Here is a 12971-nt window from a genome sequence, read left to right as displayed (position 1 = left end):
CTTCTTGATCGCGACTGCTGATGAAGGAGCTTCGCTCATAGCGAGCGCGACACCTCCGCGCCTCCGCGCCTCCGCGCGAACCCAATCTTCTTACGCACCGGCAAACCCGCGCTAGTGACACACCCGCCCGATGCCGCCTAAACGGACGCTATGTGGCAGCTTTATCAATTCCCCTTATGTCCCTTCTCGCGAAAGGTGCGCTTGCTGCTAGGCGAGAAGGGCATCGGCTACGAGCTCGTCCGCGAATCGCCCTGGGAGCGGCGTGACGAGTTCATGGACATGAACCCCGCGGGTCAGACGCCGGTGATGGTCGATGCGTCGCGCGGCGTGGCACCGCTGATCGATTCGATGGCGATCTGCGAATTTTTCGAGGAAACCGTCGAGAAGTCGGCGATGATCAACGGCACCGCGACCAACCGCGCGGAGATCCGCCGGCTGGTGACGTGGTTCGACACGCATTTCTACCGCGACGTGACCGGCCCGCTGCTCCACGAGCGGATGGTCAAGCGCCTCGCGCACCGCGCCGCACCCGATGCCAAGGGCCTGCGCGAGGCGATGAAGGCAGCGGTGGGACATCTGGATTACACCGACTACCTGCTCGATCACCGCAACTGGCTGGGCGGCGCGACAATGAGCCTGGTCGATCTGGCCGCCGCGGCGCAGATCTCGGTCACGGATTATCTCGGCGGCATCGACTGGAAGGGGCACGACCAGACGGCACGCTGGTATCGCGGGTTCAAGAGCCGGCCGAGCTTCCGTCCTTTGCTGAGCGAACGCATGGAATTGATCGCACCGCCCGCACATTACGACAATGTGGACTTCTGACGATGGCTGAGCCCGTGATCGCGTTCGACGACTTTGCCAGGGTCGATATCCGGGTCGGAACGATCATCGCGGTCGAGCCGTTTCCCGAAGCCCGCAAGCCTGCGTTCAAGCTGACGATCGATTTCGGTGACACGATCGGGATCAAGCGATCCTCGGCCCAGATCACTGACCATTATTCGCCGGAGACGCTCGTCGGCCGCCAGGTTGCTGCGGTGGTCAATTTTCCGCCGCGGCAGATCGGGCCGATGATGTCCGAGGTGCTGACATTGGGCTTTCCCGATGCCGACGGCAAGGTCGTTCTGATCGCACCGTCCGAGGCCGTCCCGAACGGCGGCCGCCTCTTCTGACGCGCCGCCGTCCGGGCCGGATACGGCCCGGCGCCTAGCCCTCGAGGCTTTTCGAACTCTGCTCGACCATGTCGCGCGACAAGCCGGGCGTGTGCAGGATCCGCTCGAGTTCCGCGCGCATCAGCGCGGCGCGTTTGGCGTCGAACCGGCGCCAGCGACCAAGCGGCGGCAGGAGCTTTGCTGCCGTCTGCGGATTGAGCCGGTCGAGCGCGATCAGATGATCCGCTAGGAAGCGATAGCCGCTGCCGTCGATCGCATGGAAGGCGCGCTGGTTTGCCGCGAACGCGCCGATGAGCGCGCGCGCCCGGTTCGGATTGGTCAGCGTGAAGTCGGGATGGCGGGCGAGCGCCGCGACGACCGCGCCGGTATCGTCGCGTGACGACTGGACCTGGGTCTGGAACCACTTGTCGAGCACCAGCGGATTGCTGCTGTAGCGCGCGTAGAAGCGGTCGAGCGCCGTGTCGCGCTGTGCCGCCGTCGAGCTGACGAGCGCGGTCAGCGCGCCTTGGCGGTCGGTCATGTTGTCCGCCCCCTCGAACTGCGCGAGTGCCAGTTCGGCAGCGTCGGGGGCGTCGCTCGCCATGATATAGCCGAGCGCGACCGAGCGCAGCCGGCGCAGGCCCTTGCCCTCCGGCGTATAGGCAAAGGGTGCCGAACCGGCGCGCGCATGCGCCTGGCGCCACTGGCGTTCGAGCTGCGTGCCGAGATCGCGACGCAGGCCGTCGCGTGCGCGGAAGATGGCGTCGGGATCGACGATCCGCATCTGGTCGCCGATAAAGCTCTCGGACGGCAGCATCACCGCTTCGGCGATGAAGGCGGGGTCGAGCTCGGGATCCTCCAGCGTCCGGGCGACCGCGGCGATGACGCCGTCATGCTCCGCCCGACCCGTGCTCGCGCTGGCCACGAGCGTCTCGAGCATCAGCTGCTGCATCGCCTCGTACCGTGCGAAGGGATCGTCGTCATGCGCGCTGAGAAAGGCGAGGTCCGCCGCGCTGCGATCGCTTTCGACCACGACCGGCGCGGAAAAGCCGCGGTTGATCGACAGGACCGGGCGTTCGTCGATCCCCTCGAACCGGATCGTCTCGCCCGGCCCGTCGAGCAGGACGAGCCGTTCGTCGATCAAGGCGGTGCCCGTGTCGGCGCCGAACAGCTTGATCGCGAGCGGCAGGACCATCGGCGCCTTGTCCGGCTGGCCCGGCGTGGCGGGCACATGCTGCGCCAGCGTCAGCGTCGCGCGCCGCGCCGCGGGATCATGCGACAGGCTTGCCGAGAGACGCGGAGTGCCTGCCTGCGAATACCAGAGGCGGAACTGCGTCAGATCGATCCCGCTCGCCTCTTCCATGCTGGCGACGAAATCCTCGCAGGTCGCGGCGGTGCCGTCGAAGCGGTCGAAATACAGATCGGTCCCCGCCCGGAAGTTCTTCGGCCCGAGGATCGCCGCCATCATGCGGATCAGCTCGGCGCCCTTGTTGTAGATCGTCGCGGTGTAGAAGTTGGAGATCTCCTGATAGGATTCGGGGCGGACGGGATGCGCGAGCGGCCCTGAATCCTCGGGAAACTGCGACGCACGCAGGCCGCGGACGTCCTCGATCCGCTTGACCGCACGGCTGCCCTGGTCGGCGGAGAAACCCTGGTCGCGATAGACCGTGAAGCCCTCCTTCAGCGACAGCTGGAACCAGTCGCGGCAGGTGATCCGGTTGCCCGACCAGTTGTGGAAATATTCATGCGCGACGACCGCGGCGATCGCGTCATAGTCGTAATCGGTCGCGGTATCGGGGTCGGCCAGGATGTAGCGCGAGTTGAAGATGTTGAGGCCCTTGTTCTCCATCGCGCCGAAATTGAAGTCATCGACCGCGACGATGTTGAACACGTCGAGATCATATTCGCGGCCATAGGTCGCCTCGTCCCAGGCCATGGAGAGCGCCAGCGCCTCGAGCGCATGATCGGTCTTGGCGAGGTCCGCCTTGCGCACCCAGATGCCGAGCGACACCTCGCGCCCCGACATCGTCGTGAAACGGCCCGAATTGACCGCGAGATCCCCGGCGATGATCGCGAAGAGATAGGAGGGCTTGGGGAAGGGGTCGTTCCATTCCGCCCAGTGGCGGCCATCGGCGAGATCGCCCTGTGCGACGGGGTCGCCGTTCGCCAGCAGCACGGGGAAGCGCGCCTTGTCCGCCGTCATCCGCACCGAATAGCGGCTGAGCACGTCGGGACGGTCGGGGAAATAGGTGATGCGGCGAAACCCCTCCGCCTCGCACTGCGTGCACAGATTGCCGCCCGAGGCATAGAGCCCCATCAGCTGGGTGTTGCGGTCGGGGGCGATCTCGACCTCGGTCTCGACGACATGCGCGTCGCCCGACAGGGGGATCACCAGCTGCTCGCCCTCGAAATGCCAGTCGTTGACCGCGACGCCGTCGACCATGATCGACAGCGGTCGCTGGCCTGCCCCATCGAGCTTCAGCGGATCGCGGTGGTCACCGTTGCGGGTGACGGACAGCGTCGCGATGACGCGTGTCGCGGACGGATCGAGCGTGAACTCCAGCCGTGTCGTCGGCACCAGCCAGGCCGGCGCCGTATAATCGACCCGGCGAATGGCGACCGGGGCAGCGATGTCGGGCTGGGCGAGGCTGTGTTGGATGTCGAGCATAGACGTCGAATATAGGGGCCGTCGCGGGCTCCGCCAGCCAAAGCTTGCCGGGCTGTGCTTGCGTGTCCCGGCCGGCGTGCTACCCGGCTGCAACACGTTCGTCTTGCAAGGATTTCGGCATGTATCGGTTCATCGGCGCGCTCTCGGTGCTCGCCCTCTCCACGGCGACGCTGGCGCAGACGTCGGCCCCGCAACCGAAAGCCGCCGCGCCGACACCGGCAGCCGCATCGGCGGCCACCCCGGCGGCCACCCCGGCGGCAAAGCCCGATCCGGCGATCCTCAATGCACGGCTCGCAGCGCCACTGCCGGCGGATCAGGCGGCGATGAAGGCGCACGTCCTGTTCCTCGCCTCCGATGCGATGAAGGGGCGCGAGGCGGGCAGCCCCGAGTTCGACATCGCCGCGCAATATGTCGCGGCGCAATTCTATGCCGCCGGTCTGCGGCCGGGCGGTGACGATGCCGGCTATCTGCAGCGCGTGCCGCTGGTCAGCTACAAGGCCGCGGACAAGGGCAGCTTCATCTGGACGCCGCAGTCGGGCGCCGCGCAGCCGCTGGTGTTCGCGGCAGATTATGTCCCCGCTGCAAACGGTGCAAAGGCGGATACCGCGTTGTCGGCGCCGATCGTGTTCGTCGGCTATGGCATCGACGCCCCGCAATACGGCCAGAACGACTATGCCGGCGTCGACGTGCGCGGCAAGATCGTCGCCTATTTCGGCGGTGCGCCGGCGCGCTTCGGCGGCGAGGAGCGTGCCTTTTTCGGATCCGGCGGCACCAAGGCCCGGACCGCCGAAAGCAAGGGGGCGGTCGGCGTGATCACGCTCGAAAGCCCTCGCACCGCCAAGGCCCGCCCGTTCGCGCGCTCGGCGCAATTCTACGACGCCGCCCGGATGACCTGGGCCAACCCAGACGGCACCGGCAAGGTCGACGCGCCCGGCGCGCCGTCGCTCGGCACGCTGAGCGTCGCAGGCGCGACCAAGCTGTTCGGCGCGTCGTGGAAGGCGATTGCTAAGCAGGCGCGGTCGGACAATGCGAAGTTCAAGTCGGCGCCGCTTGCGGGCATGCTGACAGTCGCGACCAAGACGAGCTTCGCGCCGGCGGCAAGCAGCAACGTCGTCGGCGTCATCCCCGGCACCGATCCGGTGCTCGGCAAGGAGGTCGTCGTGCTGTCCGCGCATCTCGATCATATCGGCATCACCCGGCCCGCGAACGGCGCGAAGGACGGCGATGCGCTCAACAACGGCGCGCTCGACAATGCGATCGGCATCGCCAGCCTGATCGAGGAGGCCAAGCGCTTCACGACCAGCGGCAAGGGCTCGAAGCGCACGCTGATCTTCCTCGCGGTCACGGGCGAGGAAAAGGGGCTGGTCGGCAGCGATTATTTCACCAATCACCCGACCGTGCCGCTCGCCAATATCGTCGCGGACGTGAACCTCGACATGCCGATCCTGACCTACAAGTTCGAGGACATGGTGGTGTTCGGCGCGGAGCGATCGACGCTCGGCCCGATTGTCCAAAAGGCGGTCGCGGCGATCGGTGTCGGCCTGTCGCCCGATCCGATGCCCGAAGAGGGAATCTTCGTCCGCTCGGATCATTTCCGCTTCGTCCAGAAGGGGATCCCGGCAGTGTTCCTGTGGCCGGGGCAGAAGGGGCCGGGCAAGGCCGCGGTCGCCTATTTCATGGCGAACAACTATCACAAGCCGTCTGACGATCTGTCGCAGCCGATCCTGTGGGATCAGGGCGTGCGGTTCGTCGATGCGAACTACCGGATCGCGCGCGAGATCGCCGATGGCGCGGAGCGGCCGGTCTGGAATTCGGGCGACTATTTCGGCACGCTCTACAAGGGGCCGATGGGCCGGGCGGCGGCCGCGAAATGAGCCGGCTGCTCGTTTTCGGCCTCGGCTATACCGCGTCGCGGATCGCACGCCAGCTGGCCGGGGACGGGTGGCATGTCGTCGGCACGTCGCGCGACGGTCGCGGCGACACGATCCGGTTCGACGACGCCGCTGCGGTCATGACGGAGATCGCCGCTGCGACGCATATCCTGTCCTCGGTCCCGCCAGAGCATGACGCCGACCCCGTGCTGGCGCGCTACGGATCGGCGCTGCTGCGGACGCGGGCGTGGCTCGGCTATCTGTCGTCGACCGGCGTGTACGGCGATGCCGGTGGTGCCTGGGTCGACGAGACCGCGCCGATCGGCGGCGGACGCCGGAGCGCGCGGGCAGCGGCCGATGCCGACTGGCTCGCGATCGGCGCGCGGACGTTTCGCCTGCCCGGCATTTACGGCCCCGGCCGGTCGCCGCTCGACCGCGTACGCGAGGGCAAGGCGCACCGGATCGACCAGCCGGGACAGGTGTTCAGTCGCGCGCATGTCGACGATATCGGCGCGGGCGTAATCGCCGCGTTCGATGCGCCGCCGGGCGCCTATAATCTGGCGGACGACGTCCCCGCGTCGCAGAACGACGTCGTCGCCTTCGCCGCAGCACTGCTCGGTCTGCCCGCGCCGCCGTTCGTGACGATCGAGCAGCTGTCGGCGATGGCGCGCGGTTTCTATGCCGAGAACCGGCGGGTGGCGAACGGCAAGGCGAAGCGCGTCCTGCGCTGGACGCCGACCTGGCCGGATTACCGGGCGGGTCTGCGGGCGCTGAGCGCGATGACGAGCCCGGCACCGGCGAGCACCGCACCGGCCACCGCTAGCGTCGACCAGTGATAATGCTCGAAGATCGTCGATAAGATCATCGCGATGACCGGCACGATCACCCCCGAATAGGCCGCCTTGGCAGGCCCGATCGCGCGGATGACGTTGAAATAGAGCGGGAAGGCGAGCGCGGAGGCGAAGATGCCGAGATAGAGGATCCCGGCGATATAGCCCAGCCGCAGCTCGAACACCGGCGGTCCGGTGGTGATCCAGGCGAAGGTCGCGTCGAGCGTCGCGCCGATCAGCATCGCGATCGCCAGCATCGGGGCCATCGGATAGCGTTTGGCAAACGCGCTGCCCTGCATGACATTGGCGATCGACGCGGCCAGGACGCCGCCCAGCGTCAGGGCGATGCCGATGGTCGCGGACTGCGGACCATGCGGATCGACCCGCGCCTCGTTGACGAACAGCAATGCGACGCCCGCCATCGCCACGGCACACCCGAGCATCAATTGTCGCCCGAGTTTCTGCCCCAGGAAGATGCGGCCGAACACCGCGTTGGGGACGAGCAGCAACGCGAAGACCACCGCGACCAGCCCCGACGTCACATAATGCTCGGCACGGTAGACGAAGTTGAAGTTGAACGCGAACAGCGCGGTGCCGATGACCGCGGCAAAGGCGTAGCCGCGGGTGTCGAGCACGAGGCTTTCACGCTTCACCCGCGCATAGATCGCCATCGCGATGCCGGCGATGAGGAAGCGGTAGCTGATCGACCAGCTCGGCGGCACCACCGCGATCTGGTCGCGGATGACGAGCCAGGTCGACCCCCAGATCAGCGTGACGATCCCGAACGGGACGAGCACCGCCGCACGCGTCGACTGGATCGGGGGGTGCGGCGAACCGGACGGCCCGGTCATAACGACCGGATCGCGTCCGCGAGCTGATCGACCGGACCGACCGGCGTGTCCCACGCGGTCACCAGCCGGATCTCGCCTGCCGCCCAGTCGTAGAAATCGAACCCCTGCGCGCGGAGCGCGGCGGCCTCGTCGGGGGTCGCGCGGAGAAAGACCTCGTTGGCCTCGACTGGATGGACGAGGCGGTCGCCCGCGGCCGCGGCCAGTCGCGTGGCAGCCTGGTTCGCGGCCTCGCCATTGGCGAGCCACAGGTCGTCCTCGAGCATCGCGAGGATCTGTGCGGCCAGATACCGCCCCTTTGACAGCAGGAGGCCCGCGCGCTTGCGGCGATACTGGGTGACGGCGGCGAGCTGGGGTTTGAAGAACACCAGCGCCTCCGCGCTCATCGCGCCGTTCTTGACGAACCCGAAACTCAGCGCGTCGACGCCCGCGCGCCACGTCATGTCGGCGGGCGAGCATCCCGCATGGACCATCGCGTTCGCAAAACGCGCGCCGTCCATGTGGAAGCCGAGCCCGCGCTCCCTTGTGAGCGCGCCGATCTCGGCAACCTCGTGGGGACGGTAAACCCGGCCATATTCGGTGGCGTTGGTGATCGAGATCGCGTGCGGCTGGACGCGGTGGACGTCGTCGGGGATCGCGTCGAGGACGGTGCGGATCGTCGCGGGCGTCAGCTTCGCGCCGTCCCCATCGGCGAGGAACAGCTTGGCACCGTGCGTGTAGAATTCGGGCGCGCCGCCCTCGTCATTCTGGATATGCGCGTCGCGGTGGCAGACGATGCCGCCATGCGGCGGACACAGCGCGGCGAGCGCGAGGCAGTTGGCGGCGGTGCCGGTGGGCACCCACAGCACCGCCACCTCGGTTTCGAACAGCGCCGACAGGCGGCCGTCGAGCTGCTGGCTCCATTGATCGCCCGCATAGGCGGTGTCGAGCGTGTCGGCGGCGGCGATCGCGGCCATGACCTGTGGGTGGATCCTGGCGGCGTTGTCGGAGAAAAAGCGCATCGTCAGGACATGCTGCGATGCGGTGATGGCGTCAACGGGCGCTTCGTCATGGTCGCCCCCTTCTACGTCGTCATCCCGGGGCCTGACTTTCGTCAGGATGACGGCGGGGGATCGAACTACTGCCCCTCGTCAAACCCCGGTTCCTCCTCGGGCGGCCGGCGATCGTCGCGTGGTGGCCCATCCTCCGGTCGATCGCGGCGTGCGGGGCCGACCGAGATCGTCCCGTCCTCGCCCATCTTCAGGTTGAAGCCGAGCCCCTCGATCTCGCCGCCGAGCGGCAGGACGCTGTTGTCCCCGTCTTCGGGGGGCAGTGCATCGGGGTCGATTTCCTCGACCGGCGGCGCGGGGGCGGCGACGGGGGCGATGCCCAGCGCGGACTGCATGAAGTCGCGCCAGATCCGCGCAGGGATGCCGCCGCCAGACAGGCCGGGATTCGAGCTGTTGTCATCGTTGCCGACCCATACGCCGACCACCAGGTCGCGTGCGAAGCCGACGAACAGCGCATCCTTGTTGTCCGATGTCGTCCCGGTCTTGCCGAACGCATCGACCGTCAGGTTGGCGCTCCGCCCGGTTCCGTTGCGGATCGAGGCGGCGAGCAGGTCGAGCATCTCGTCATGGATCTTCGGCGGCAGGGCGGTCGAACCCCCGGTCAGCGACTGGTACCAGCCCTTTTCCCGAACATCGGCGAGCCCGCGCGGCTGCACCGGATAGGTCTCGCGCGCGATCGCGGCATAGGCGGCGGTCAGTTCGAGCAGCGACACGGTCGAGGTGCCGAGAGCGATCGTCGCCTCGTTCGGAATGGGCGTGGAAATTCCCAGGTCGCGCGCGGCCTTGATCACCGCCCGGACGCCGACTTCCTGCGTCAGCCGGGCGGCGGCAACGTTGGAAGAGCGGGCAAATGCCTGGCGCAGCGTGATCGTCCCCTGATAGCGCCCGTCGCTGTTCTTGGGCGTCCAGTCGCCGATCGTCACCGGGCGGTCCTCGATCGTCGAATCGGGCGTCATTCCCGCACGCATCGCGGCGAGATAGACGAACAGCTTGAACGTCGATCCGGGCTGGCGACGCGCCTGCGTCGCGCGGTTGAACGGGCTCTTGCGGTAATCCTTGCCACCGACCATCGCGACGACGCGGCCATCGGGGCGCATCGCCACCAGCGCGACCTGCGCCTCGCGCAGTCCGGCGCGCGCGACAGTGCGTTCGGCGGCACGTTGCAGCCGCGGATCGAGCGTGGTCCGGACGGTCGTTTCGGTCTTCACCTCGCCCGCCTGGTCGCGCGCCTCGGGCAGGATCCAGTCGGCGAAATAGGTGCCGTTGGGGAGTTGCGTCGGGCGGTTCGACAGCACGCGTTGCGGGCGGACCGCATCGCCCTCCGCTTCGGTAAGGAAGCCTGCGGCGACCATCGCGCCGACGACGACGGCCTCGCGCTTTCGCGCACCCTCGAGGTTGGAGGTCGGGGCAAGCCGCGACGGCGCCTTGACCAGCCCGGCGAGCATCGCTGCCTGGCCGACGTTCAGCGCGGCGGGTGTCCGGCCGAAATAATGCTTGGCGGCGGCGCTGATCCCATAGGTATTGTCGCCGAAATACACGTTCGACAGATAGCGCGAGAGGATCTCGTCCTTCGACAGCCATGCCTCGAGCCAGACGGCGATCATCGCCTCCCGGATCTTGCGCGTCGCGGTGCGGTCCGAATCGAGGAACGCGTTCTTCGCGAGCTGTTGCGTGATCGTGCTGCCGCCCTGGCGCACCCCGCCCGACCCGAGATTCGCCCAAGCCGCGCGCGCAATGCCGCGCGGGTCGATACCCCAGTGCGAATAGAAGCGGCGGTCCTCGATCGCGAGGAACGCCTCGCGCACGTGCGGTGGCAGCGTCGCCGCGTCGACCGGCTTGCCGATGATCGCGCCACGCCGGGCGATCGGCGTACCGTCATCGGCGGTCAGCGTGATCGAGGGCGGGGTCGGCGGCTGCAGCGATTTCGACAAAGGCGCCGTGATCGCCAGCCAGATTATCGCGATCACCAGCAGGATGATGCCGATACCGGTGCCGCGCACGATCCACCGGCCGATCCCGCCCCGCCTGCGCCGCGGTGTCGCGGGCTGGGGGTAGCCATCGTCCTGGCGGGGATCGTAATCGCCGACCGGATCCTCGCCCAGTCGCTCGTGCTCATATTTCTCGCGCAGGCGTTCGCGCTCGGTGATCAACCGCTCGCGTTCATAGGCATAGGGCTCGCGTTCGCCGGACATGCCGGAACCGGATCGGGCGGGGTCGAAGGGATCGGGGCGCATCGGATCGTTCCAGCGGTCGGGCATCTGGTGTGTTATCGTTCTATGACAGTTCGGACAAGCCTATGCGCACGCTTAACGTGTACATGCGCTGAGCGACAGCATTGGCCTGTTGTCATCACCGGACGAAACGGGGAAGAGCGTATCGATGACGTTCGAACAGGGTGACACCGTGGCAGCTACCGACTCTCTATCGCCCTCCCTGCCGCTTGTCGTCGGCATTGGCGGGACGATCGGCGGCGTGTCGTCGACCGAGCGCGCATTGCGGATCGCGCTCGATTCGGTCGAACGACACGGATACCGGACGCAGATGTTCGGTGGCGCGGACATGGCCCGGCTGCCGCTTTACGATCCGAAGGCGACCGAGCGGACCGAGGACGAGCGTGCCTTTGTCGCGGCGGTGCGCGCGGCATCGGCAGTGATCATCGCCAGCCCGGGCTATCATGGCAGCATCTCAGGCGTGGTGAAGAACGCGCTCGACCTGCTCGAGGAAACCGCGCGTGATCCCGACCGGCCCTATTTGGCGGACATGCCGGTCGGACTGATCGCGACCGCCTATGGCTGGCAGGCGACGGGCAGCACGATCGCGGCGCTGCGCTCGATCGTCCATGCCTTGCGCGGCTGGCCGACGCCATTCGCGGCGGCGATCAACACGCAGGTGACGAAATTCGATGCCGAGGGCGGGGCGAGCGATCCCGCGGTCCTCGAGCAGCTTCGCCTGGTCGGCCGGCAGGTCGCGCGGTTCGCGCCGCTGTCCGAACCGGCAAACTGACCGCGCGTCGCACCGCCGCGTTACCCGGGCCTGGCCCTAGATGACGCGGCGGGCGTGACGGCCCGGTGTTAGCGCAGCCCGCCGCCGAGCGCGCGATAGAGCTCGACCGCGTTGGTGTCGCGGACCAGCCGCGTCGCGAGCAGGCTCTGCTGCGCGGTGTAGAGCGAGCGCTGTGAATCGAGCGTGTTGAGGAACGGATCGATCCCCGCGCGGAAGCGGAGTTGCGACAAGTTGAACGCGCCCGCCGCATTGTCGCGCAGCGACGTTTGCGCTTCGAGCTGGCCGTTGATCGTGCCGCGCCGCGCGAGCGCGTCGGCGACCTCGCGGAAGCCGGTCTGGACGCTCTTCTCATAGGTAGCGAGCATCGCGTCGCGCGAGGCCTTGGCGTAGTCCAGATTGCCCTTGTTGCGACCGAAGTCGAAGATCGGCTGCGTGATCGACGGCGCGACCGACCAGGATTCGCTGCCCTTGCCGAACAGGTTCGACAGGCCGAGGCTCAGCGTGCCGAGCGACGCGGTCAGCGAGATATTGGGGAAGAACGCCGCACGCGCCGCACCGATATTGGCGTTCGCCGCGATCAGCTGATGCTCGGCGGCCGCGACGTCGGGGCGGCGCAGCAGGACTTCGGAGGACAGGTTGGCGGGCAGGTTTTCCAGCGTCGGCGTCTTCTCCGGCATCCGGGCCGGCAGCAGGTCGGCGCTCAGCGTCGTGCCTGCGAGCAGGTTGAGTGCGTTCTGGTCCTGCGCGATGAGCGTCGTCGCGTCGGCGATGTCGGAGCGCGCCTGGTCATAGGTCGTCCGCGCCTGGCGCACTTCGAGTTCGGACGCGATGCCGATGCGGAACCGATCCTGCGTGAGCTTGAGCGTTTCCCCAAAGGCCCGTTCGGTGTCCTGCGCGATCTTCAGCCGATCCTGGTCCGCCGCCATCGTCAGCCAGGCGGTCGCGGTTTCCGCGATCAGCGACACCTGCGCGGCGTTGCGGTTTTCCTCCGCGGCGAAATAGGCCTGTTGCTGCGCCTGAGTCAGATTGCGGACCCGGCCGAACAGATCGATCTCCCAGGCCGAGACGCCGAGATTGGCCGAATAGATATCGAAGCGGCCGCCGCCGGCGACCGCCCCGGCACCGGTGCCGCCGCCGGTGCCGCCTCCAGTACCGCCGCCCGTGGTGCCGCCCGTACCGCCACCGACGGCGCCAAAGGGGGACTTCTGATAGGTCGCACTGCCCGTCGCACCCAGCGTCGGGAACAGGTCCGCGCGCTGGACGCGATATTGCGCCCGCGCCTGCGCGACATTGGCAACCGCAATCCGGACGTCGCGGTTGTTGTCGAGCGCGGTGCGAATGACGCGGCGCAGGCGGTCGTCGGTAAAGAACGCCTCCCATGCGGTGTCCGCGGGCATGATCGCACCCGCCGCATCGGTCGCCGCATAAGCCGGTCCGGTCGGCGTTGACGGAGCCACCGGAAGCTCGGGCCGGACATATTTCGGGGCCAGGTTGCAGCCGGCGAGCGTGAGCCCGGCGGCGAACGTCAGAGCGATTTTGCGCGAGAACATC

At 67.7% G+C, this 12971-nt stretch carries 10 protein-coding genes; 5 read left to right on the top strand and 5 right to left on the bottom strand.

Translation table 11 applies throughout. From position 1 onward, the window contains the following. The first annotated feature begins 150 nt into the window (after nucleotides 1-150). Both GV027_RS11920 and GV027_RS11915 read left to right on the top strand, forming a co-directional pair. Nucleotides 151-825 (top strand): glutathione S-transferase family protein, encoded by a 675-nt coding sequence (locus GV027_RS11920; RefSeq protein ID WP_031396481.1) that lies wholly within the window; start codon nucleotides 151-153, stop codon nucleotides 823-825. Nucleotides 826-827: 2 nt separating this feature from the next. Continuing rightward, nucleotides 828-1172: a tRNA-binding protein gene (locus GV027_RS11915; protein WP_159512009.1), complete on the top strand. Its 345-nt coding sequence runs from the start codon at nucleotides 828-830 to the stop codon at nucleotides 1170-1172. Between the two features lie 34 nt (nucleotides 1173-1206). On the opposite strand, the gene pepN is transcribed toward GV027_RS11915, so the two are convergent. Further along, the gene (pepN, locus tag GV027_RS11910) at nucleotides 1207-3819 is read right to left on the bottom strand and encodes an aminopeptidase N (protein ID WP_159512008.1); all 2613 of its coding nucleotides are present in this window, start codon (nucleotides 3817-3819) and stop codon (nucleotides 1207-1209) included. Between the two features lie 119 nt (nucleotides 3820-3938). On the opposite strand from pepN, the gene GV027_RS11905 reads away from it, so the two are divergent. Together GV027_RS11905 and GV027_RS11900 are read left to right on the top strand one after the other, a co-directional pair. Beyond that, nucleotides 3939-5693 (top strand): M28 family metallopeptidase, encoded by a 1755-nt coding sequence (locus tag GV027_RS11905; RefSeq protein WP_159512007.1) that lies wholly within the window; start codon nucleotides 3939-3941, stop codon nucleotides 5691-5693. Beyond that, nucleotides 5690-6526, top strand: a complete 837-nt coding sequence (locus tag GV027_RS11900; protein WP_159512006.1) for an NAD(P)-dependent oxidoreductase — start codon at nucleotides 5690-5692, stop codon at nucleotides 6524-6526. Before GV027_RS11905 ends, GV027_RS11900 begins: the two co-directional genes overlap by 4 nt. On the opposite strand, the gene GV027_RS11895 is transcribed toward GV027_RS11900, so the two are convergent. From GV027_RS11895 to GV027_RS11885, 3 genes are all read right to left on the bottom strand, one after another. Next, on the bottom strand, nucleotides 6439-7371 hold the full coding sequence (locus GV027_RS11895; RefSeq protein ID WP_159512005.1) for a DMT family transporter: 933 nt from the start codon (nucleotides 7369-7371) through the stop codon (nucleotides 6439-6441). The genes GV027_RS11900 and GV027_RS11895 overlap by 88 nt on opposite strands. Next, nucleotides 7368-8369 (bottom strand): threonine aldolase family protein, encoded by a 1002-nt coding sequence (locus GV027_RS11890; RefSeq protein WP_159512004.1) that lies wholly within the window; start codon nucleotides 8367-8369, stop codon nucleotides 7368-7370. Before GV027_RS11890 ends, GV027_RS11895 begins: the two co-directional genes overlap by 4 nt. A gap of 116 nt (nucleotides 8370-8485) precedes the next feature. After that, nucleotides 8486-10675, bottom strand: coding sequence for a transglycosylase domain-containing protein (locus GV027_RS11885; protein ID WP_159512003.1), 2190 nt, complete (start codon nucleotides 10673-10675; stop codon nucleotides 8486-8488). 121 nt (nucleotides 10676-10796) lie between these two features. Here GV027_RS11885 and GV027_RS11880 point away from each other — a divergent pair, with 121 nt between their 5' ends. Further along, on the top strand, nucleotides 10797-11420 hold the full coding sequence (locus tag GV027_RS11880) for an NADPH-dependent FMN reductase (protein ID WP_056672933.1): 624 nt from the start codon (nucleotides 10797-10799) through the stop codon (nucleotides 11418-11420). A gap of 68 nt (nucleotides 11421-11488) precedes the next feature. Here the strand turns inward: GV027_RS11880 and GV027_RS11875 are convergent, their stop codons facing one another. After that, nucleotides 11489-12970, bottom strand: a complete 1482-nt coding sequence (locus GV027_RS11875; RefSeq protein WP_159512002.1) for an efflux transporter outer membrane subunit — start codon at nucleotides 12968-12970, stop codon at nucleotides 11489-11491. Between the last annotated feature and the right edge of the window lies 1 nt (nucleotide 12971).

Origin of the sequence: Sphingomonas sp. T1 (genome assembly GCF_902506585.1) — a bacterium.
Lineage (GTDB): Bacteria > Pseudomonadota > Alphaproteobacteria > Sphingomonadales > Sphingomonadaceae > Sphingomonas > Sphingomonas aerolata.
This window is presented reverse-complemented; position numbering and strand designations above follow the sequence as displayed.

What these genes read in the sequence shown, in the direction of transcription:
- GV027_RS11915 (WP_159512009.1), top strand. Translation starts at nt 828, where the DNA reads ATGGCTGAGCCCGTGATCGCGTTCGACGACTTTGCCAGGGTCGATATC.
- GV027_RS11885 (WP_159512003.1), bottom strand. Translation starts at nt 10,675, where the DNA reads ATGCCCGACCGCTGGAACGATCCGATGCGCCCCGATCCCTTCGACCCC.
- GV027_RS11880 (WP_056672933.1), top strand. Translation starts at nt 10,797, where the DNA reads ATGACGTTCGAACAGGGTGACACCGTGGCAGCTACCGACTCTCTATCG.
- GV027_RS11875 (WP_159512002.1), bottom strand. Translation starts at nt 12,970, where the DNA reads ATGTTCTCGCGCAAAATCGCTCTGACGTTCGCCGCCGGGCTCACGCTC.
- GV027_RS11890 (WP_159512004.1), bottom strand. Translation starts at nt 8,369, where the DNA reads ATGCGCTTTTTCTCCGACAACGCCGCCAGGATCCACCCACAGGTCATG.
- GV027_RS11920 (WP_031396481.1), top strand. Translation starts at nt 151, where the DNA reads ATGTGGCAGCTTTATCAATTCCCCTTATGTCCCTTCTCGCGAAAGGTG.
- GV027_RS11900 (WP_159512006.1), top strand. Translation starts at nt 5,690, where the DNA reads ATGAGCCGGCTGCTCGTTTTCGGCCTCGGCTATACCGCGTCGCGGATC.
- GV027_RS11895 (WP_159512005.1), bottom strand. Translation starts at nt 7,371, where the DNA reads ATGACCGGGCCGTCCGGTTCGCCGCACCCCCCGATCCAGTCGACGCGT.
- pepN (WP_159512008.1), bottom strand. Translation starts at nt 3,819, where the DNA reads ATGCTCGACATCCAACACAGCCTCGCCCAGCCCGACATCGCTGCCCCG.
- GV027_RS11905 (WP_159512007.1), top strand. Translation starts at nt 3,939, where the DNA reads ATGTATCGGTTCATCGGCGCGCTCTCGGTGCTCGCCCTCTCCACGGCG.